Source organism: Pseudomonas sp. 50_B, from assembly GCF_017491625.1.
Classification (GTDB): Bacteria; Pseudomonadota; Gammaproteobacteria; order Pseudomonadales; family Pseudomonadaceae; genus Aquipseudomonas; species Aquipseudomonas danubii.
Genome location: NZ_JAFGYX010000002.1, coordinates 458,479 through 477,410, shown reverse-complemented (window position 1 = coordinate 477,410; position 18,932 = coordinate 458,479). Strand labels below are relative to the sequence as shown.

20 protein-coding genes are annotated in these 18,932 nt (G+C 60.8%); 13 read left to right on the top strand and 7 right to left on the bottom strand.

Annotated elements, in window-relative coordinates:
- The first annotated feature begins 53 nt into the window (after positions 1 to 53).
- On the top strand, positions 54 to 908 hold the full coding sequence (locus J5M73_RS05360; RefSeq protein WP_102860605.1) for a D-hexose-6-phosphate mutarotase: 855 nt from the start codon (positions 54 to 56) through the stop codon (positions 906 to 908).
- A 29-nt stretch (positions 909 to 937) separates the two neighbouring features.
- Here J5M73_RS05360 and J5M73_RS05355 read toward each other — a convergent pair whose 3' ends face one another.
- Positions 938 to 1,798, bottom strand: coding sequence for a MurR/RpiR family transcriptional regulator (locus J5M73_RS05355; RefSeq protein WP_170001736.1), 861 nt, complete (start codon positions 1,796 to 1,798; stop codon positions 938 to 940).
- A gap of 225 nt (positions 1,799 to 2,023) precedes the next feature.
- On the opposite strand from J5M73_RS05355, the gene zwf reads away from it, so the two are divergent.
- Genes zwf through J5M73_RS05340 form a run of 3 tightly spaced genes read left to right on the top strand, consistent with a single transcriptional unit; the run spans position 2,024 to position 4,876 of the window.
- The gene (gene zwf / locus J5M73_RS05350; RefSeq protein ID WP_102860606.1) at positions 2,024 to 3,493 is read left to right on the top strand and encodes a glucose-6-phosphate dehydrogenase; all 1,470 of its coding nucleotides are present in this window, start codon (positions 2,024 to 2,026) and stop codon (positions 3,491 to 3,493) included.
- Entirely contained in the window at positions 3,480 to 4,193 is a 714-nt protein-coding gene (gene pgl, locus J5M73_RS05345; protein WP_102860607.1) for a 6-phosphogluconolactonase, read from the top strand. Before zwf ends, pgl begins: the two co-directional genes overlap by 14 nt.
- A 17-nt stretch (positions 4,194 to 4,210) precedes the next feature.
- Positions 4,211 to 4,876 (top strand): bifunctional 4-hydroxy-2-oxoglutarate aldolase/2-dehydro-3-deoxy-phosphogluconate aldolase, encoded by a 666-nt coding sequence (locus J5M73_RS05340; RefSeq protein ID WP_102860608.1) that lies wholly within the window; start codon positions 4,211 to 4,213, stop codon positions 4,874 to 4,876.
- 114 nt (positions 4,877 to 4,990) lie between these two features.
- On the opposite strand, the gene J5M73_RS05335 is transcribed toward J5M73_RS05340, so the two are convergent.
- On the bottom strand, positions 4,991 to 6,181 hold the full coding sequence (locus J5M73_RS05335) for an aminotransferase class V-fold PLP-dependent enzyme (RefSeq protein WP_102860609.1): 1,191 nt from the start codon (positions 6,179 to 6,181) through the stop codon (positions 4,991 to 4,993).
- A gap of 13 nt (positions 6,182 to 6,194) precedes the next feature.
- A complete protein-coding gene (locus J5M73_RS05330) occupies positions 6,195 to 6,431 on the bottom strand; it encodes a DUF3820 family protein (protein WP_025126856.1) in 237 nt (78 codons plus the stop codon).
- Between the two features lie 229 nt (positions 6,432 to 6,660).
- On the opposite strand from J5M73_RS05330, the gene J5M73_RS05325 reads away from it, so the two are divergent.
- From J5M73_RS05325 to J5M73_RS05310, 4 genes are all read left to right on the top strand, one after another.
- Positions 6,661 to 7,128 carry a PA2169 family four-helix-bundle protein gene (locus J5M73_RS05325; protein WP_102860610.1) on the top strand — a complete coding sequence of 156 codons (468 nt, stop codon included), beginning with the start codon at positions 6,661 to 6,663 and terminating at the stop codon, positions 7,126 to 7,128.
- A gap of 156 nt (positions 7,129 to 7,284) precedes the next feature.
- On the top strand, positions 7,285 to 9,273 hold the full coding sequence (locus J5M73_RS05320) for an FUSC family protein (protein WP_207815071.1): 1,989 nt from the start codon (positions 7,285 to 7,287) through the stop codon (positions 9,271 to 9,273).
- Positions 9,260 to 9,466, top strand: a complete 207-nt coding sequence (locus tag J5M73_RS05315) for a DUF1656 domain-containing protein (protein WP_102860611.1) — start codon at positions 9,260 to 9,262, stop codon at positions 9,464 to 9,466. Before J5M73_RS05320 ends, J5M73_RS05315 begins: the two co-directional genes overlap by 14 nt.
- 10 nt (positions 9,467 to 9,476) lie before the next feature.
- Positions 9,477 to 10,343: an HlyD family secretion protein gene (locus tag J5M73_RS05310; protein WP_102860612.1), complete on the top strand. Its 867-nt coding sequence runs from the start codon at positions 9,477 to 9,479 to the stop codon at positions 10,341 to 10,343.
- Positions 10,344 to 10,424: 81 nt separating this feature from the next.
- Here the strand turns inward: J5M73_RS05310 and J5M73_RS05305 are convergent, their stop codons facing one another.
- Positions 10,425 to 10,895 (bottom strand): MaoC family dehydratase, encoded by a 471-nt coding sequence (locus J5M73_RS05305; RefSeq protein WP_011062855.1) that lies wholly within the window; start codon positions 10,893 to 10,895, stop codon positions 10,425 to 10,427.
- Between the two features lie 50 nt (positions 10,896 to 10,945).
- The gene (locus J5M73_RS05300) at positions 10,946 to 11,890 is read right to left on the bottom strand and encodes an alpha/beta hydrolase (protein WP_102860613.1); all 945 of its coding nucleotides are present in this window, start codon (positions 11,888 to 11,890) and stop codon (positions 10,946 to 10,948) included.
- A gap of 213 nt (positions 11,891 to 12,103) precedes the next feature.
- On the opposite strand from J5M73_RS05300, the gene fadD2 reads away from it, so the two are divergent.
- Entirely contained in the window at positions 12,104 to 13,792 is a 1,689-nt protein-coding gene (fadD2, locus tag J5M73_RS05295; RefSeq protein WP_102860614.1) for a long-chain-fatty-acid--CoA ligase FadD2, read from the top strand.
- 339 nt (positions 13,793 to 14,131) lie between these two features.
- On the top strand, positions 14,132 to 15,820 hold the full coding sequence (gene fadD1, locus J5M73_RS05290) for a long-chain-fatty-acid--CoA ligase FadD1 (protein ID WP_102860615.1): 1,689 nt from the start codon (positions 14,132 to 14,134) through the stop codon (positions 15,818 to 15,820).
- Positions 15,821 to 15,887: 67 nt separating this feature from the next.
- Here the strand turns inward: fadD1 and J5M73_RS05285 are convergent, their stop codons facing one another.
- On the bottom strand, positions 15,888 to 16,265 hold the full coding sequence (locus J5M73_RS05285; RefSeq protein ID WP_102860616.1) for a hypothetical protein: 378 nt from the start codon (positions 16,263 to 16,265) through the stop codon (positions 15,888 to 15,890).
- 212 nt (positions 16,266 to 16,477) lie between these two features.
- On the opposite strand from J5M73_RS05285, the gene J5M73_RS05280 reads away from it, so the two are divergent.
- The 3 genes from J5M73_RS05280 (at position 16,478) to def (ending at position 18,342) form a co-directional block, all read left to right on the top strand.
- Positions 16,478 to 16,669, top strand: a complete 192-nt coding sequence (locus J5M73_RS05280) for a CsbD family protein (RefSeq protein ID WP_102860617.1) — start codon at positions 16,478 to 16,480, stop codon at positions 16,667 to 16,669.
- A 186-nt stretch (positions 16,670 to 16,855) separates the two neighbouring features.
- Entirely contained in the window at positions 16,856 to 17,800 is a 945-nt protein-coding gene (locus tag J5M73_RS05275) for a YihY/virulence factor BrkB family protein (protein ID WP_102860618.1), read from the top strand.
- Positions 17,801 to 17,802: 2 nt separating this feature from the next.
- Positions 17,803 to 18,342 (top strand): peptide deformylase, encoded by a 540-nt coding sequence (gene def, locus J5M73_RS05270; protein WP_102860619.1) that lies wholly within the window; start codon positions 17,803 to 17,805, stop codon positions 18,340 to 18,342.
- Between the two features lie 9 nt (positions 18,343 to 18,351).
- Here the strand turns inward: def and J5M73_RS05265 are convergent, their stop codons facing one another.
- Positions 18,352 to 18,777 carry a GNAT family N-acetyltransferase gene (locus tag J5M73_RS05265; RefSeq protein WP_102860620.1) on the bottom strand — a complete coding sequence of 142 codons (426 nt, stop codon included), beginning with the start codon at positions 18,775 to 18,777 and terminating at the stop codon, positions 18,352 to 18,354.
- Positions 18,778 to 18,932 lie beyond the last annotated feature (155 nt).

Sequence of the window (18,932 nt, the reverse complement as noted above, 5' to 3'; positions counted from 1 at the left end):
GCAAGTCCCCCTGATGAGTATCGAGACAGCAGTGAATTTCAGGACCGCGGCCCATGCATGAGCATCCGCTACAACGCTTTTTCAAATCCCTGCGCGAACGCCCGGTGTTCGCCTGGGAGCGCTATCAGATGCGCGATGTGCTGGTGATCGATCACCCGCTGTGTCAGGCGGTGTTCAGTCGCCAGGGCGCTCAACTGCTGCACTTTCAGCCGGTCGGGCAGAAGCCCTGGCTGTGGTGTGCCTCGAAGTGGCCGCAAGTGGGGGCGATCCGCGGCGGGGTGCCGGTGTGCTGGCCCTGGTACGGTCGCCATCCCAGTGAAAATGCCTGGCCGTCCCACGGTTGGGCGCGGCTGCTGGACTGGAAACTGCTGGACAGCAGCAGCGACGAGGACGGCGTGCGCCTGCACTGGCAATTGCAGCTGTGCGACTGGAAGGTCGACCTGCACGCACACCTGGGGCAAAGCATGGATCTGCGCCTGAGCACCGAGCACCAGGACAGTGAACCTTGTCAGTTGAGCCAGGCTTTGCACGCCTATTGGCGTATTGGCGACGTCGGCGAGGTAGCGCTGTCCGGGCTTGATGGCGCCCAGGGTTACGACCAGTTGAACCGCCAGGTCTGTCAGCAGCAGGGCGAGTTGCGGGTCGAGGGCGGGTGCCAGCGGGTGTTCCAGCACGAAGGCGAATTGCAGCTCAAGGACCACGCCTGGCAACGGGAGTTGTGCATCGACACTGGTGACGATGCCGACACCGTGGTCTGGCACCCCGGCACCCGGCCCTTGCTGGGGGTGAGCTGGAATGAGGTGTCGCGGTTTGTCTGTGTCGAAGCGGCTGCCGGCGGCACCGACAGCCTGTGCCTGGCGCCGGGGGAGCAGGCGCATCTGAGCTTGCAGGCGCGGGCTGCGGTGTAGGAGTCGGTAGGCCGGCGAACCGGCCAGCCTCAGTTGAACTCGTCGCCCACCGGGTAGCGGCTGGCGTTGAGGCTTTCCTTGATCTTGCGCAGGTGCGGCTGGAAGTCCACGCCACGGCGCAGAGTCATGCCGGTGGCCAGCACGTCGAGCACGGTGAGCTGGATGATCCGCGAGGTCATCGGCATGTAGATGTCGGTGTCTTCGGGCAGAGGGATGTTCAGGCTCAAGGTACTGGCCTTGGCCAGCGGCGAGTTCTCTGCGGTGAGCCCCAGCACCGAAGCGCCGTTTTCCCGGGCAATGCGTGCCACTTCCACCAGTTCGCGGGTCCGGCCGGTGTAGGAAATGATCACGAACAATTCGCCGGTGTGGGCCACCGAGGCGATCATGCGCTGCATCAGTACATCGGCATGGGCCGTCACTGCCAGGTTGAAGCGGAAAAACTTGTGCAGTGCATCCATGGCCACCGGGGCCGAGGCACCGAGGCCGAAGAAGTGGATCTGCCGAGCCTGAATCAACAGGTCAACGGCCTTGCTGATCAGGTTCGGGTCCAGGGCCTGGCAGGCACTGTCCAGGGAGGCGATGGCGCTGCCGAAGATCTTTTGTGTGTAGGCCTCGGGGTTGTCGTCGGCCTCTACGGCGCGGCTGACGTAGGCGGCGCCGCTGGCCAGACTCTGGGCCAGTTGCAGCTTGAGTTCCGGGTAGCCGCTGACACCGAACGAGCGGCAGAAGCGATTGACCGTCGGTTCGCTGACCGAAGCGGCCTGGGCCAGCGCAGCGATGCTGAAGCGAGTCGCCTGCTGTGGGTTGAGCAGGATGACTTCGGCGACTTTACGTTCCGCCTTGTTCAGTTCTTCAAGGCGGTTCTGGATCTGCTCCAGAAGATTTCGCACTCGGTCCATTCAGGTTTCCTAGATCGGCTAGACAGGCGCAGCGGCAGAGCCGCTAGAGCGCCCGCAATGCGAAGTTGAGAGGTGGCCTATCCTACTGATGGCCTGGATCGACCACCACCTGGAATCTGTATTTTGTAAAAATGTTGTGTTTATTACTACATTTTTCCTTGAGTGATGCCTTGAAAAAAGGTATTTGTAGCTTAACTTGATAAAAGAACAAACATCATGCCTTCGATAACGGTTGAACCCTGCACTTTTGCCTTGTTCGGCGCGCTGGGCGATCTGGCGCTGCGTAAGCTGTTTCCTGCCTTGTACCAACTCGATGCCGCCGGTCTGTTGCATGAAGACACGCGGATTCTGGCCCTGGCTCGTGAGCCGGGCAGCGAGCAAGAGCACCTGGCGAATATCGAAACCGAGCTGCGCAAGTACGTCGGTGACAAGGACATCGACACTGAGGTCCTGCAGACTTTTCTCGCTCGCCTGAGCTACCTGCATGTGGACTTCCTCAAGGCCGAGGACTATGTGGCCCTGGCTGAGCGCGCCGGCGGCGAACAACGCTTGATCGCCTACTTCGCCACACCGGCGGCGGTGTATGGCGCGATTTGCGAGAACCTGTCCCGGGTCGGACTTAACCAGCACACTCGCGTGGTCCTGGAAAAACCCATTGGCTCGGACCTGGAATCGTCGCGCAAGGTCAACGACGCGGTGGCCCAGTTCTTCCCGGAAAACCGCATCTACCGGATCGACCATTACCTGGGCAAGGAGACGGTGCAGAACCTGATCGCCTTGCGCTTCGCCAACAGCCTGTTCGAAACCCAGTGGAACCAGAACTACATCTCCCACGTGGAAATCACCGTGGCCGAGAAGGTTGGCATCGAAGGCCGCTGGGGCTATTTCGACAAGGCCGGTCAACTGCGGGACATGATCCAGAACCACTTGCTGCAGTTGCTGTGCCTGATCGCCATGGACCCACCGGCCGACCTCTCCGCCGACAGCATCCGTGACGAGAAGGTCAAGGTGCTCAAGGCCCTGGCGCCCATCAGCCCGGAAGGCCTGACCACCCAGGTGGTGCGTGGCCAGTACATTGCCGGTCACAGCGAGGGCCAATCGGTGCCGGGTTACCTGGAAGAAGAAAACTCCAACACCCAGAGCGACACCGAAACCTTCGTCGCCCTGCGTGCCGATATCCGCAACTGGCGTTGGGCCGGGGTGCCGTTCTACCTGCGTACCGGCAAGCGCATGCCGCAAAAACTGTCGCAGATCGTCATCCACTTCAAAGAGCCGTCGCACTATATCTTTGCCCCCGAGCAGCGCCTGCAGATCAGCAACAAGCTGATCATTCGCCTGCAGCCGGATGAAGGCATCTCGTTGCGGGTGATGACCAAGGAACAAGGCCTGGACAAGGGCATGCAGCTGCGCAGCGGTCCGTTGCAGCTGAATTTTTCCGATACCTATCGCAGTGCACGGATTCCCGATGCCTACGAGCGGTTGTTGCTGGAAGTGATGCGCGGCAATCAGAACCTGTTTGTCCGCAAAGATGAAATCGAAGCCGCGTGGAAGTGGTGTGACCAGTTGATCGCCGGGTGGAAAAAATCCGGTGATGCGCCCAAGCCGTATGCGGCCGGGTCCTGGGGGCCGATGAGCTCCATTGCACTGATCACGCGGGACGGGAGGTCTTGGTATGGCGATATCTGATTTGCAACTGCCGGCGGGGGTAGCAGCCCACGAATTCCGCAGTCCTACCTTGTTGGCTGAAGGCCAGGCGCTGAGAGTGGCCGAGCTGCTGCGCGAGGCCATTGCCGTCCGCGGCAACGCGACCCTGGTGGTGTCCGGTGGCCGTAGCCCGGTGGCGTTTTTCCAGGCCCTGGTGAAGCAGGAGCTGGATTGGTCCAAGGTGCTGATCACCCTGGCGGACGAGCGTTGGGTGCCGGTGGAGCATGCCGACAGCAATGCCGGCCTGCTCAAGCGCTATCTGCTCCAGGGGCCGGTGGCCAAGGCCAGCTTCCTCAGCCTCTATAGCGCGGCGGCCAACCTGGAAGAAGCGGCCCAGCAGGCCGATCGTCTGTTGTCCGAGTTGCCGGGAATTGATGTGCTGGTGCTGGGCATGGGTGATGACGGTCATACCGCCTCGCTGTTCCCCAACAGCCCGAACCTGGCCGAGGCGCTTCGGGTCGATGGCAGCCGTCGCTGCTGGCCAATGCTGGCGCCCACCGTGCCCCATCAGCGCCTGAGCATGAGCCGGGCCTTGCTGGCCTCGGCCCGCCATCAGCTGTTGTCGATTTCCGGTCAGTCCAAGCTGACCACCCTGAGTGCCGCACTGGCCGGTGACGCTGTTGCCGAAATGCCGATTCGCGCCTTCCTGCAAACCCCGTTAGAGATTTACTGGTGCCCATGAGCCAAGGATCAGCCGCTATGACAAACCTACCCCCGACCGTTTCCATGGCGGACAAAGTTGCCCTGATCGACAGCCTCTGTGCCAAGGCGCGGATTCTGCCGGTGATCACCATTGCCCGTGAGCAGGATGTGCTGCCACTAGCAGACGCCCTGGCGGCAGGTGGCCTGACGGCCCTGGAAGTGACCCTGCGTTCGCAGTTCGGCCTCAAGGCCATCCAGATCCTGCGCGAGCAGCGTCCGGAACTGGTGACCGGTGCCGGCACCGTGCTTGATCCGCACATGCTCACCGCGGCGCAAGCGGCAGGCTCGCAGTTCATCGTCACCCCGGGTATCACCCGTGACCTGTTGCAGGCCAGTGTCGCCAGTCCGATCCCGCTGTTGCCGGGGATCAGCAATGCTTCCGGGATCATGGAGGGTTATGCCCTGGGTTATCGTCGCTTCAAGCTGTTCCCGGCTGAAGTCAGCGGTGGTGTGGCGGCGATCAAGGCCCTGGGCGGTCCGTTCGGTGAGGTGAAATTCTGCCCGACTGGCGGCGTTGGCCCGGCCAATATCAAGAGCTACATGGCCTTGAAGAATGTGATGTGCGTGGGCGGTAGCTGGATGCTCGATCCCGAGTGGATCAAGAACGGCGACTGGGCGCGGATTCAAGAGTGCACAGCCGAGGCCCTGTCTCTGCTGGACTGAAATTTTTACCTGATTCGTTGGTGTGTTCTACGGCTTTACGGTGCGCTTGGTCGGTGCACCGTTTTTTTTTGCCTGGAGAAAAAGCCTCGCCCCTCGCTTGAAGAGAGGGAGGCGTCACTGGTTGGCCAATTCGCCAAGGGCCCCGATCAAGCACTGGATGTGCTCCAGAGGCGTCACCAGCCCCGGGGTGATGCGGATGCAGGGGCCAAAACCGGCGCCGGTACGGGTTACGGCGAACAGGTTGTAGTCGCGCAGCAGGCGCTCCACCAGGGCTTGCTGGTCGGCGTGGCGGGTAAAGCGCAGGGCGCTGATGGCGCAGCACAGGCGCGGGTCTTTCGGGGTCAGGATTTCGATCCCTGGCGTCTCGCGCACGGCTTCGGTCCAGGTCGCGCGCAGGTAGTTCAGGCGTGCGCCCTTGGCCGCCGAACCGCCCATGGCTCGATGCTCTTCGAACACCAGGGGCAAGGTCATCAGCGCCGGGATGTTCGGTGTGCTGTAGGGCGTTCGGGCCCTGATGTCGTCGGTGGGGAAGTGGAACTCGCCCATGTCCGGGTCGATATCCTCCAGGCGTTCCGGGTGGATATAGATAAAGCCCAGGCTCAGTGGCGCTCCGATCCATTTGTGCAGGTTGAAACCAGCGAAGGCGATCCCCAGCTGGGGCAGGTCGAAGTCGATCTGGCCCAGGGCGTGGGCGCCGTCGAGAATGATGTCGACTTGGTGTTCCCGGGCGGCAGCAGCAATGGCCTGGACTGGCATGACCAGTCCGCTGCGATGGGTGACGTAGGTCAGCGGCATCAGCTTGAGTCGCGGGTAACGCTCGAACGCGCTTGTATAGGTGTCGAGCAGGCTGTCAAAACTGGCAGGGTGCTGGTGCTCGATTTCTATCACCTCCACACCCCGGTGACGGGCCAGCCAGCGCATCGCGCTTTTCACCGTGTCGTACTCCAGGTCGCTGAGCAGCACCTGGTCGCCGGGTTGCAGGCGGTTGTAGTTGCGGATCAAGGATTGCAGGGCGTCGGAAGCACAGCGAGTCAGGGCCACGGCATTCTCCGGGGCCTCCAGCAGTGCTGCCAGCTGGCCACGGATCTGCAGGGCCTCGATCTGTTCGAAGCGCTGGCGCACATGCACCGAGTTGCTGCGGTTCACCCACTGGATATTGTGTTGGTACTCCTCGGCCACCTTGCGCGTCATGCGCCCGAAATAGCCGTTCTCCAGATTGATCGGCCCAGGTTCGATGTCGAACTGCCGGGCGATTGCACGCCAATGGTCTTCGTCCTGGGCGAGGGTTGCTGCAGTCCTTGGCATGGTGGGCTCTTTTTCAGTGACGGGGCTTGGGTTTGCCGTGTTTGGCGCGCAGCGGGTCCAGCAGGTCGGACAGGCCGTTGTGATCGATCTCCTGCATCAGGGCCAGCAGGCCGCCGAGCTCGCCCTTGGGAAAGCCCTCGCGGGCGAACCAATTCAGGTAGGGGCCGGGCAGGTCGGCCAGGATGCGGCCCTTGTACTTGCCGAAGGGCATTTCCCGGGTGATCAGCAGTTCAAGTGTCTCGGGGGTCATGGCGCAACTTTCGTGTGATTCGAACGCCATGGAAAATACAGGCATTCTGCATGCAGGCCAAATGACAGATCATGCAAATAACGCGGATACAGATTTTTAGTTAAAAGATAACTTATTGAAAATTAAGTAAAAAATATAAATTCAAAGTCTGGCATGGCGGGTGCAAAGGTTAATCCAGCAGTTAACCCAGCAGTTGACTCAACTCTCTCAACCCGCAAGGAACCAGAAAATGACTGACTTGAATAAAGAAGCAATTTCGGTGCTCAACAGCCTGATCGAGACCAGCAAGGATGGTCAGGAAGGGTTCAAGACCTGTGCTGAAGACATCAAGCACCCAGAACTCAAGGCGCTGTTCATCAAGCGCTCCACCGATTGCGCTACCGCCGCCGCCGAACTGCAGTCCGTGGTGCGCTCCATGGGTGGCGAACCGGAAACCTCCACCAGCGTCAGTGGCGATCTGCACCGTCGTTGGGTCGACCTCAAGTCACTGGTGACCGGCAAGGATGAGGAATCGGTGCTCAACGAGGCCGAGCGTGGCGAAGACCATGCCTTGAAGTCCTACAAGGAGGCGCTGGATAAAATCAGCAAGCACAACCTGGTGGGTATTCGTGATGTGGTAGAGCGCCAGTACCACGGCGTGCAACGCAATCACGATCAGGTCAAAGCGTTGCGCAACCAGGCTCGTGCCCGTTCGTAACGGCTAAAACCTGTCAAAAACGCCAGCCAGTCTGGCGTTTTTTTATGCCTGTGATTTAGTGCTGGACGGGAATTAGTTAGCTAGCTAATAATTAGCTCGCGCCCACTCGTGGCGATCCCGACTATGGTTATTCAGTCCTTCCGAGAGTCCTTGTTCGTGCCCATTACCTTGCAGGCCTTGCTTGCTCCCAGCCTTCCTGCCGTGCAGTTCGCGATCAAGACGCTGCTGGGTGGCGGCCTGGCGCTGTGGCTGGCGTTGCGTTGGGGCCTGGAGCAGCCGGCCTGGGCCCTGATGACCGCGTTCATCGTCGCTCAGCCGTTGTCCGGAATGGTGCTGCAAAAGGGGCTGGCCCGGCTGCTGGGGACTTTGGTTGGCACCCTTATGTCGGTGCTGTTCATGGGCCTGTTCGCCCAGACGCCCTGGTTGTTCCTGCTGGCCCTGGCCCTGTGGCTGGGGTTGTGTACCGCCAGTTCCACGCTGCTGCGCAGTGCCTGGTCCTATTCCTTCGTGCTGGCGGGCTACACCGTGGCGATCATCGCCTTGCCCGCCATCAGTCACCCGTTGACCGTGTTCGATCAGGCCGTGGCCCGTTGCACGGAGATCTCCCTGGGGATCATTTGCGCCACCGCCAGCAGTGCCCTGATCTGGCCGATGCGGGTAGAGCGGCAATTGGCGGATCAGGCCCGCAGCGCCTGGCACAGTGGCATGCAGGCCGCTCGCGCCACCCTGGCCGGCGATGCCATGGCGCGCAAGGGCCTGCTGGAAATTCTCGGGCGCATCGTCGCCGTGGACTCCCAGCGCGAACACGCCTGGTTCGAAGGGCCATCGGGGCGCCAGCGGGCCCGGGCCATCAGTGGCCTGAGCCAGAAGCTGCTGATGCTGTTGCGGATCTCCCGTTCGGTGCGGCGCCAGTGGAAACAATTGGACGCCGACGAAGCCCGGCAACTGCAGCCCTGGATGGATCGGGTTCAGGAAGCCCTGGCGGCGGCCGACAAGGCTGGTCTGCAAGCGCTGCGGCCGCGCCTGCAGGAAGCGTTCCATGAGCTTCAGATCAGCCCGGCGCAGAGCTTTTGCCTGGCGCGTTTTGCGTTGTTGCTGGATACCGCCCTGGCGGCAACCCAGGCCCTGGACGCGGTGCAGGAGGGGTGGGCGCCGGTGGAGCAACCGGCAACCCTGACTCCCCATCGTGATCTGTCGCTGGCCCTGGTATTCGGTGCCCGCAGTGCCTTGGCGTTTCTCACGGTGGCCAGCTTCTGGCTGGCCACTGCCTGGCCTGCTGCTTCCGGGGCCATGCTCCTGACCTGTGTGGTCTGCAGTCTGTTTGCCAGCCGTGAGAACGGCGCGCAGATTGGCATGAGCTTCATGCGCGGAATCTTCCTGGCGATTCCTGCGGCGTTCCTGGTGGGGCAGATCCTCCTGCCCCAATGGAGCGGCTTTGCGATGTTGGCCATGGCCATGGGCGTGCCGCTGTTCTTCGGCGCCCTGGGCATGGCCAAGCCACAGATAGGCGCCACTGCCACTTCGTTCTGCCTGCATTTCATCGTGTTGATTTCGCCGATGAACCGCATGAATTTCGATGTCGCCAGCTTCTTCAACAATGCCCAGGCCATGGTGCTGGGGGTGGGCGCCGCGGTACTGGCCTTCCATCTGCTGATTCTGCGTAACCCGGCCTGGCATGGCCGGCGCCTGCTGGCGGCGACCTTGAGTGATCTGGTGCGTTTGACTCGGCGCAACCTGCGGGGCGCGGAAAGCTGGTTCGGCGGGCGCATGGCTGATCGCCTGCTGCAACTGGCCCGGCATTATCCGGAGCTGCCGGAACAGGCCCGCAGTCGCTGGGACGATGGCCTGTTGGGCCTGGACGTCGGCGATGAACTGATGCACCTGCGCCTGAGCCTGGCGGTGGCCCAGGTGCCGGTGAGTGCGGCGCAGCGTGAGTATTTCGAGCAGTTGCAACGCATCCTTGAACAGGGCCCGGCCGGTCATCGACAGGAAGCGCTGGTGGCGCCCAGTGCGGCCTTGCTCGACGCTTTGGACCAGCAGCCACCCAGTGACGCGTTGAAACTGGCCAAGGGGGCGGTGCTGCAATTGCAAAACAGCTGGCGCAGTTGGTGCCGGCAGCAGGAGGACAGTCATGGGGCTGCGTGAGTGGTCGTTGGGCGGGGTGCTGCTCAGCCCGTTTCTGATTTACGTGGTGCTGGCGCTGGTGGTCACCGGCGTGCTGCGAGTGCTGGTGCGAGTCACCGGATTGGGGCGCTGGATCTGGCATGAAGCCCTGTTCGATTGTGCCCTGTACGTCTGTGTATTGACGGTGATCACTGTGGTCCTGGGACCTTTATAAGGAGTTGATTATGCGTACACCCGTACGTGTCGTATTTACCCTGTGCCTGGTGGCGGTGGCGATCTTCGCCGGTTATCACCTGTGGCAGTACTACATGCTGACGCCCTGGACCCGGGACGCGCGGATTCGCGCCGACGTGGTGATCGTGGCCCCGGACGTATCCGGCTGGGTGCGCGAGCTCAAGGTGGCGGACAACCAGCCCGTGAAGGCCGGAGACTTGTTGCTGAGCATCGACCGTGACCGGTTCGAGGCGGCCCTGGAAAAGGCCCAGGCCGTGGTTCAGACCCGTCAGCAGCAATTGAGTCTGCGCGAGCACGAGGCCAGTCGCCGTGCGGCCCTGGGTCCCCAGGCCATCAGTGCCGAGCTGCGCGAGAACGCCCAGATCAACGCCGGCATAGCCCGGGGCGAACTGCGTCAGGCCCAGGCCGAGGCCAAGGTCGCGGAGCTCAACCTGGCCCGCAGTCAGGTGCGCGCGCCCCGTAACGGGCATATCACCAACCTGCGCCTGGCCGAGGGTAACTACGTCAATGCCGGGCAGCCAGTGATGGCGCTGATCGATGATTCGACGTTCTACGTCCAGGCTTATTTCGAGGAAACCAAGCTGCCGCGAATCCAGGTCGGCGACCCGGTAAAGGTCTGGCTGATGAGTGCCGGCAATGCCCTGCCGGGCCATGTGCAAAGCGTCAGCCGGGGGATCACCGACCGCAACGCCACCCCTGACGGGCAATTGCTGGCGGAGGTGGAGCCGACCTTCAACTGGGTTCGTCTGGCCCAGCGGATTCCGGTGCGGATCAAGCTGGACAAGGTGCCTGAAGGCATCAATCTGAGCGCCGGGATGACCGCCAGCGTGCAGGTCGAGGAGGGCAGTGGACGGTAGGAGACGGCTTGCTGGCGCAAGCCATGACGAGCAAAGCCTTCGCCGACAAGCCGGCTCCTGGAGGATTACGTGGGGCGCGGTTTAGCCAATGGTGATGGCCGGCAGGGTCGGCAGGGTCACGGTCTGTTGCTTGCGTGGGGCGAGGATCTCGGCTTCGCCGTCCACCACCAGCTCGTCGCGCTGGTTGAACACGCGAGTGGCGATGCGGACGCGGAATTTCGGCAGTTTTTCAAGGATTTCCAGGCGTACGGTCAGGGTGTCGCCAATCTTCACCGGCTTCTGGAAGCTCATCTGCTGACCGATGTAGATGGTGCCCGGCCCAGGCAATTCGCAGGCCACGGCGGCGCTGATCAGGGCGCCGCTGAACATGCCGTGGGCAATGCGCTCCTTGAACATGGTGGCGGCGGCGAACTCGGGATCCAGGTGCACCGGGTTGTGATCGCCGGACATGGCGGCGAACAGCTGGATGTCACGCTCCTCGACGGTCTTGCTGTACTGGGCGGTCTGACCGACTTCCAGGGCTTCGTAAGGGGTGTTGGTAACCTGGGTCATGTTGCTGAAATCCTCTGACAGGTAAATGAGCGCACTGACCGCGCCGTCGCTTACTCCGACCGTGGAGGCCGGCGGTGTTGCAGCGCTTGGTCCAGCCAGGCCAGTACGTCGTGGGTCACTTGATCACGGTTGCTTTCGTTGAACAGCTCATGACGTGCCTGCGGGTAGATATTGAGTTGCAGGCACTGGCTGCCGGCCTCGCGCAATGCGTTGGCCAGATCCTTGAGACGCTTGCCATCACTCACCGGATCACATTCTCCGCCCATGACCAACAACGGCAGGCCGGGATCGATCTGCGCCAGGTTGGAAATCTTGCTGATTTGTTGCAGGCCACCGAGCAGGTCGATCCACAGCTGGTTGGTGCAGCGATAGCCACACAGCGGGTCGTTCACGTACTTGTCGACTTCGGCCGGATCGCGGCTGAGCCAGTCGAAGGCGGTGCGATTGGGCTTGAAAGCCTTGTTGAAGGAGCCGAACGACAGCCACTCGATCAGTGCGCTGCGTCCCTGGCCGCCCTGGCGCCAGCGTTCGAACCGCGCGATCAGGCTGGCGGCGCGGTACAGGGCCACTGGCTGGAAGTTCGAGCCGCTGAGAATCGCCCCGTGGAGGCTGGCGCTGTGATGTTGCAGGTAGGCCTGGGCGATGTAGCTGCCCATGCTGTGGCCCAACAGCACGATGGGCGTGCCGGGGTGTTGCTGGCCGATGTGCTGGTTGAGGCTGGCCAGGTCGCCGACGACCTTGTTCCAGCCACCCTGGTCTGCGTAGTGGCCGAGGACCCCGTGTTCCGCGGTTTTACCGTGGCCGCGCTGATCCGGGGCATAGATTCCATAACCCTCGGCGCACAGGGCCTCGGCCAGGCGAGCGTAACGCCCGCTGTGCTCGGCCATGCCGTGGGACAGCAGGATGAGTGCCTTGAGCGGGCGCTCGGGCAGCCACAGGTTGACGAAGAGGCGTTGGTGATCACTCGTGGTCAACCAGAACGTGTCGTGGGTCATGGCGATTCCTTTGCACGAAGACGCTGCACTTTATAGCGTATCGCCGCGTGTGCGTCTGATGCGCACGCCTGTTGGAAGCAAGATTCATAAAATTAATGACACACTTGCGCATATTTGCCTGATTCACCATAGCTGCTAACGTCCGATGAGCCCCGCCGCTGATAGCGTTACAGAGGCGGCCCGGACCGTTCAGGTAATGAGAGGACAAGAATAATGCAACCTGATTTCTGGAATGATAAGCGCCCCGCCGGCGTCCCCAACGAGATTGACCTGGGGGCCTTCAAGTCGGTGATCGAGGTGTTTGAGCGTTCCTGCAAGAAATTTGCTGATCGCCCGGCCTTCAGCAATATGGGGGTGACCCTCACCTACGCCGAGCTGGAACGCTACAGCGCGGCCTTTGCCGGTTATCTGCAAAGCCATACCGATCTGGTTCCGGGGGATCGTATTGCGGTGCAGATGCCCAACGTCCTGCAGTACCCGATCGCGGTCTTCGGTGCGCTGCGGGCCGGTCTGGTGGTGGTCAACACCAATCCGCTGTACACCGCCAGGGAGATGCGTCATCAGTTCAAGGACTCAGGAGCCCGGGCCCTGGTCTACCTGAATGTCTTCGGGCAGAAGGTCCAGGAAGTTTTAGGGGATACCGATATCCAGTTCCTGATCGAGGCCAAGATGGGCGACCTGATGCCCACCGCCAAGGGCTGGTTGGTCAACATGGTGGTGGACAAGGTCAAGAAGATGGTCCCGGCCTATCACCTGCCCCAGGCCATTTCCTTCAAGAGTGCCCTGCGCCTGGGGCGTGGCCAGGGGATCAAGCCGCTGCAGGTGGGGCTCGATGATGTTGCCGTGTTGCAGTACACCGGCGGTACCACCGGCCTGGCCAAGGGCGCGATGCTGACCCACGGCAACCTGGTGGCCAACATGCAGCAGGCCCGGGCCTGCCTCGGCCAGCACGGGCCCGACGGTCATAGCCAGTGGCGTGAAGGGCAGGAAGTGATGATCGCGCCGCTGCCGCTGTACCACATCTATGCCTTCACCGCGAACTGCATGTGCATGATGGTCACGGGCAACCACAACGTGCTGATCAGCAATCCGCGGGATATCGGCGCCTTTATCAAGGAGCTGAAGAACTGGCGTTTTTCCGCCTTGCTGGGGCTCAACACGCTGTTCGTGGCCCTGATGGATCACCCGGAATTCAAGAACCTGGATTTTTCCAACCTCAAGCTGACCAACTCCGGTGGCACGGCCCTGGTCAAGGCTACGGCTGAGCGCTGGCAGAAACTCACCGGCTGCCGGATCACCGAAGGTTATGGCCTCACCGAAACCTCGCCGGTGGCCTGCACCAACCCCTATGGCGACCGCTCGCGATTGGGTACGGTCGGTCTGCCAGTGCCGGGCACCACCTTGAAGGTCATCGATGACCAGGGCACCGAGCTGCCGCTGGGCGAGCGTGGCGAGCTGTGCATCAAGGGACCACAGATCATGAAGGGCTACTGGAACAAGCCGGAAGCCACGGCCGAAGTGCTGGATGCCGAGGGTTGGTTCAAGTCCGGCGATATTGCAGTGATCGATCCCGATGGTTTCGTGCGCATCGTTGATCGTAAGAAGGACATGATCATCGTCTCGGGTTTCAACGTTTACCCCAACGAGATCGAAGATGTGGTCATGGCTCACCCCAAGGTCGCCAACTGCGCGGTGATCGGGGTGCCGGACGAACGTTCCGGCGAGGCGGTGAAGCTGTTTGTGGTGCCTCGTGAGGCGGGGGTCAGCCTTGAAGAGCTCAAGGCCTACTGCAAGGAGAATTTCACGGGGTACAAAGTGCCCAAGCACATCGTGCTGCGTGAGTCTCTGCCGATGACGCCTGTGGGCAAGATCCTGCGTCGCGAGCTGCGCGACATCGCCTGATCCCTGGCTTTTTCCATCGCGGGCAAGCCTGTTGGCTCAACGGGCTTGCCCGCGATGCATTCTGGGGGCGCAAAGGCCCGTGCCAGAGCGGAATTCAGGGTTGTAGAATTTTTACTCTAAAAATGACTATTAGAATGTCTTGAGTCATAAATGTGACTATTGAGGCATTTTTTGGCTCTAGGCGGCCTTTTCCAAAGCTGCTACTCTCGGCGCGCTTTGTGACTTCTCGGCCTAAGTAAAAGCCAGACTCACCAACAATAGACACCAATAAAAAACACAGACAAATAATAATCGCATCAAATGCGGTGATGAATTCGCGTTGCTGAGGAGTGGGCTTCCATGATCGAAGACTTTTGGAAGGATAAGTACCCAGCTGGGATTGCTGCCGATATCAATCCTGACGAGTATCCGAATATTCAGGCGGTGTTGAAGCAGTCCTGCCAACGTTTTGCTAACAAACCGGCCTTTAGCAACCTCGGCAAGACAATCACTTACGGTGAACTGTACGAACTGTCTGGGGCCTTCGCCGCGTACCTGCAGCAGCATACCGATTTGCAGCCTGGCGATCGAATCGCCCTGCAGTTGCCCAACCTGTTGCAATACCCGATTGCGGTGTTCGGTGCTATTCGCGCCGGCCTGATCGTGGTCAACACCAACCCGCTGTACACCGCGCGGGAGATGGAGCACCAGTTCAACGACTCTGGAGCCAAGGCTCTGGTTTGCCTGGCCAACATGGCCCACCTGGCAGAGACCGTGGTCCCCAAAACTTCGGTCAAGCACGTGATCATCACTGAAGTGGCGGACCTTTTGCCCACCTTCAAGCGTGTGCTGATCAACAGTGTGGTCAAGTACGTGAAGAAGATGGTGCCGGCTTATCACTTGCCCCAGGCCGTCAAGTTCAATGAGGTGCTGAGCAAGGGCCACGGCCAGCCAGTACAGGAAGCCAACCCTGCCAGCGGCGACGTGGCGGTACTGCAATACACCGGCGGTACCACCGGCGTGGCCAAGGGGGCGATGCTGACCCATCGCAATCTGGTGGCCAACATGCTGCAGTGCAAGGCGCTGATGGGCTCCAACCTCAATGAAGGTTGCGAGATCCTCATCACTCCGCTGCCGCTGTACCACATCTATGCGTTCACCTTCCATTGCATGGCCATCATGCTCATGGGCAACCACAACATCCTGATCAGTAACCCGCGGGATCTGCCGGCGATGGTCAAGGAACTGTCGAAGTGGAAGTTCAGCGGTTTTGTTGGTCTCAACACCCTGTTCGTTGCCCTGTGCAACAACGAAGCGTTCCGCAAACTGGATTTTTCCGCGCTCAAAGTCACGTTGTCCGGGGGCATGGCCCTGCAACTGGCGGCCGCCGAGCGTTGGAAGTCGGTCACCAATTGCTCGATCTGTGAAGGCTACGGCATGACCGAGACCAGTCCGGTGGCCACGGTCAACCCGATCCAGAACATCCAGATCGGCACCATCGGCATTCCAGTGCCTTCGACCTTGTGTCGGGTGATCAACGACGCGGGCGACGAACTGCCCCTGGGGGAAGTGGGTGAACTGTGCGTGAAGGGCCCGCAGGTGATGAAGGGCTACTGGCAGCGTCAGGACGCTACTGACGAAGTCCTCAGCGACGGTTGGTTGAAGACCGGTGACATCGCCCTGATTCAGCCGGACGGCTATATCCGCATCGTCGACCGCAAGAAGGACATGATCCTGGTCTCGGGTTTCAACGTGTATCCCAACGAACTGGAAGACGTCCTGGCTTCCCTGCCGGGGGTCCTGCAGTGCGCAGCGATCGGCGTACCGGACGAGAAGTCTGGCGAGATCATCAAGATCTTCATCGTCGCCAAGCCAGGCGTGACCCTGACCAAGGAGCAGGTGATGGAACACATGCGCGCCAATGTCACCGGCTACAAGGTGCCCAAGGCCGTGGAGTTCCGCGATGCGCTGCCGACCACCAACGTCGGCAAGATCCTGCGCCGTGAACTGCGTGACGAAGAGTTGAAGAAGCTCGGCGTGAAGAAGTAAGCCGCAGCGTCCACAAAAAAGCCCCGCCAGTGCGGGGCTTTTTCATGGGCTGGTAACTTGTGCCGGCTTACTGCTGGAACTGGGCAAAGCTCACGCCGGTGCCGGCCGGGCGCACGTCCTTGAGGAAGGAGTCCTTGTCGGCACTCAACTCCAGGCTCAGGGCGGCCTTGCGCTTGCCTTCATTGCGGATCACCAGGCCTTCCATATTTTCCCGCAGGAACACGGTCGGCACTTTCAGGTGCAGCAACTGGTTGGTGTCCGGGGTGTGCAGCAGCAGGTGCACCCATTCGTACTGACCAATGGCCAGACGGGTCACCAGGATATCGAACCACCAGATATTGCGGTTGCGGTTCAGCTCCGCGAAATGGCAGTTGTTGACGCCCAGCACCGCACCGCCCAGTTCCTGGTTTCTACGGGCAATGGCCTGCTTTTTATCGAGTTTCATAACATTCCTACGGGGATTGGATCTTCAGTGCTTGGCCTGAACAGGTCGAGCATTCTCCCGGGTTGCCCGACAAACATAAAGGGCAACCTCGGGCCTGCGATGAAATGCCTGACGAAAAATAATTGAAACTCTGCGCAACGGCCACGAGTCAACCTTGGGTAACGACGCAAATCCTCTTTGTTTGATCAATGAATGTTCTACGGAGAAATACCATGGGCAGCACAGCAGATAAGGCAAAAGGTCTGGCCAACGAAGCCATCGGCAACGTCAAGCAGGGTGTCGGCAAGGCCACCGACAACACCAAACTGCAGGCAGAGGGCAAGTTGCAGGAGAAGAAAGGCGAAGCCCAGCAAGCCCTTGGCAAGACCAAGGATGCAGTGAAAAAGACCATCGACAAGGCCTGAATACGGGGCCCTCGATGATTCAACGCAGCGGCCATCCACGGATGGCCGTTTTCATGTGTGTTGCTGCGGAGCAACGGTAATCAGCCCGTGCGAATGGTTGCGGTTCGCCAACTAGGCTAATTTGTTGTAGAAAACGCCCCCTGAGTCGCCATCGACTTCAACCTTTTTGCGGCGAAAGGAGACGCTATGATTTTTCCGGACCTCAAAGGTTTGCCCCTGCACCGTGTGCTGATCCGCACGGTCAATGAATTCATCGCGGACGAGATGTCCACCTATGCCTCGGCGCTGGCCTACCAGATGCTGTTCTCGCTGTTCCCCTTCATCCTGTTTCTCATTGCCCTGATCGGTTTCCTGCATCTGCCGGACTTCTTTACCTGGCTGCGCCTGCAATCGGAATTGGTGCTGCCGCCCCAGGCCCTGGAGCAGGTGAATCCGGTGATCGATCAATTGCAACAGTCCAAGGGCGGATTGCTCTCCGTGGGTATCGTCATCGCCCTGTGGACCGCCTCGGCGGGCGTGCGCCTGATGATGAGCGCAATGAACGCAGCCTACGATGTGGTCGAGGGCCGGCCGATCTGGAAGCGCTTTCCGCTGTCGGTGTTCTATACCGTGGGCATTGCCGGCATGCTCCTGGCCGCGGCAGCCCTGATGGTACTGGGGCCCCAGGTGATGACCTGGCTCGCTGGTCAGGTGGGCCTGGAAGAGTTCATCGTCACCCTGTGGACCATCCTGCGCTGGCCGGTGATCGTGCTGCTGATGATGGTGGCCGTGGCCTTGATGTACTACGTGATGCCCGATGTGAAGCAGAAGTTTCGCTTCATCACGCCGGGCTCGGTGCTGGCGGTGGTGGTCTGGATTGTCGCGTCCCTGGGCTTTGCCTACTACGTGAAAACCTTCGCTAACTACAACGCCATGTATGGCAGTATCGGCGCGATCATCGTGTTGCTGCTGTACTTCTACATCTCTGCTGCAGTGCTGTTGCTGGGGGCGGAGATGAACGCGGTGATCGAACACATGTCGGCCGAAGGCAAGGAACCTGGCGAAAAGGACTTTGACGGGCCCGGCGATAAACAACACGTATCGGGACTGGGCCGGGATCACTCGCGCCATCCGACCACTGACGAAGCCTGAACATGATCCGTGAAATCCTCAAAATGGGCGATGAACGCCTGCTGCGTATTGCGCCCCCGGTGGCGCCCGAGATGTTCGACAGCCCCGAGCTGTGGCAACTGATCGACGATATGTTCCAGACCATGGAAAGTGTCGGTGGCGTTGGCCTGGCAGCACCGCAGATCGGTGTCGATCTGCAACTGGTGATCTTCGGCTTCGAGCACAGCGAACGTTATCCGGAGGCGGAGGCAGTGCCTCAGACCATCCTCATCAACCCCTTGATCACGCCCTTGAGTCCGCAACTGGAAGAGGGCTGGGAAGGTTGTCTCTCGGTGCCAGGGCTGCGGGGCGCGGTGCAGCGCTACCAGCACATTCGCTATGAAGGTTTCAGCCCCAAGGGCGAGCCTATCGTGCGTGTGGCCTCGGGCTTTCATGCCCGGGTGGTGCAGCATGAGTGCGATCACTTGATCGGGCGGCTGTACCCATCGCGGATCAGTGATTTCAGCAAGTTCGGTTTCACCGAGGTGCTGTTTCCCGACCTCGATCCCAACGCTGACGCGTAACACCCAAGCCTACGGACCCGGGCGAACGCTGTCGGTCCCCATGGCCAGCAGCGGCTTGCTGCGTTGATAGCGAGCCAGCCGTTCGGCCAGCGGCTGGGGTAATTGGGTAGCGGTGGAAAAACTCATGCGCTGATACAAAGTTTCCAGGTCCGGGTGACAGAACAGCCAGACTGGCCCTTCGACCTGCATCAGCGCCCGCTCCACCAACTGTCCGGCCAGCCCCTGGCCGCGGTGCTCGGGGGCAACGAACAAACCCGTCAGCCAATGCCCCTGGGCCACCGGGGTCAGGCTCATCCCGGCGACGATCCCCTCGTTCCTGGCCACCCAGAGCTGGCCTGCGGACGAGGCCCGCATGGGCGACTGGTGCTGGCGATAGAACTTGTTCAGCAAGGGACGCGCGGCCTCGGCAAGGAGGCAGATCTGGAGGCTGGACATGGCTTTCCGGGATTGCAACAGGGAGCGGCGGATTATAAAGGAACCCCCGGCCGCTATAGGTGCTATACCTGAGTCCTATCCCGCAGCAGTGGAGTAAAGATCATGTCCAAAGGTATGAACGCCAAGAAGAATGCCAAGAAGAAACCGGCAAAGAG

What these genes read in the sequence shown, in the direction of transcription:
- J5M73_RS05360 (WP_102860605.1), top strand. Translation starts at nt 54, where the DNA reads ATGCATGAGCATCCGCTACAACGCTTTTTCAAATCCCTGCGCGAACGC.
- zwf (WP_102860606.1), top strand. Translation starts at nt 2,024, where the DNA reads ATGCCTTCGATAACGGTTGAACCCTGCACTTTTGCCTTGTTCGGCGCG.
- pgl (WP_102860607.1), top strand. Translation starts at nt 3,480, where the DNA reads ATGGCGATATCTGATTTGCAACTGCCGGCGGGGGTAGCAGCCCACGAA.
- J5M73_RS05340 (WP_102860608.1), top strand. Translation starts at nt 4,211, where the DNA reads ATGACAAACCTACCCCCGACCGTTTCCATGGCGGACAAAGTTGCCCTG.
- J5M73_RS05335 (WP_102860609.1), bottom strand. Translation starts at nt 6,181, where the DNA reads ATGCCAAGGACTGCAGCAACCCTCGCCCAGGACGAAGACCATTGGCGT.
- J5M73_RS05330 (WP_025126856.1), bottom strand. Translation starts at nt 6,431, where the DNA reads ATGACCCCCGAGACACTTGAACTGCTGATCACCCGGGAAATGCCCTTC.
- J5M73_RS05325 (WP_102860610.1), top strand. Translation starts at nt 6,661, where the DNA reads ATGACTGACTTGAATAAAGAAGCAATTTCGGTGCTCAACAGCCTGATC.
- J5M73_RS05315 (WP_102860611.1), top strand. Translation starts at nt 9,260, where the DNA reads ATGGGGCTGCGTGAGTGGTCGTTGGGCGGGGTGCTGCTCAGCCCGTTT.
- J5M73_RS05310 (WP_102860612.1), top strand. Translation starts at nt 9,477, where the DNA reads ATGCGTACACCCGTACGTGTCGTATTTACCCTGTGCCTGGTGGCGGTG.
- J5M73_RS05305 (WP_011062855.1), bottom strand. Translation starts at nt 10,895, where the DNA reads ATGACCCAGGTTACCAACACCCCTTACGAAGCCCTGGAAGTCGGTCAG.
- J5M73_RS05300 (WP_102860613.1), bottom strand. Translation starts at nt 11,890, where the DNA reads ATGACCCACGACACGTTCTGGTTGACCACGAGTGATCACCAACGCCTC.
- fadD2 (WP_102860614.1), top strand. Translation starts at nt 12,104, where the DNA reads ATGCAACCTGATTTCTGGAATGATAAGCGCCCCGCCGGCGTCCCCAAC.
- fadD1 (WP_102860615.1), top strand. Translation starts at nt 14,132, where the DNA reads ATGATCGAAGACTTTTGGAAGGATAAGTACCCAGCTGGGATTGCTGCC.
- J5M73_RS05285 (WP_102860616.1), bottom strand. Translation starts at nt 16,265, where the DNA reads ATGAAACTCGATAAAAAGCAGGCCATTGCCCGTAGAAACCAGGAACTG.
- J5M73_RS05280 (WP_102860617.1), top strand. Translation starts at nt 16,478, where the DNA reads ATGGGCAGCACAGCAGATAAGGCAAAAGGTCTGGCCAACGAAGCCATC.
- J5M73_RS05275 (WP_102860618.1), top strand. Translation starts at nt 16,856, where the DNA reads ATGATTTTTCCGGACCTCAAAGGTTTGCCCCTGCACCGTGTGCTGATC.
- def (WP_102860619.1), top strand. Translation starts at nt 17,803, where the DNA reads ATGATCCGTGAAATCCTCAAAATGGGCGATGAACGCCTGCTGCGTATT.
- J5M73_RS05265 (WP_102860620.1), bottom strand. Translation starts at nt 18,777, where the DNA reads ATGTCCAGCCTCCAGATCTGCCTCCTTGCCGAGGCCGCGCGTCCCTTG.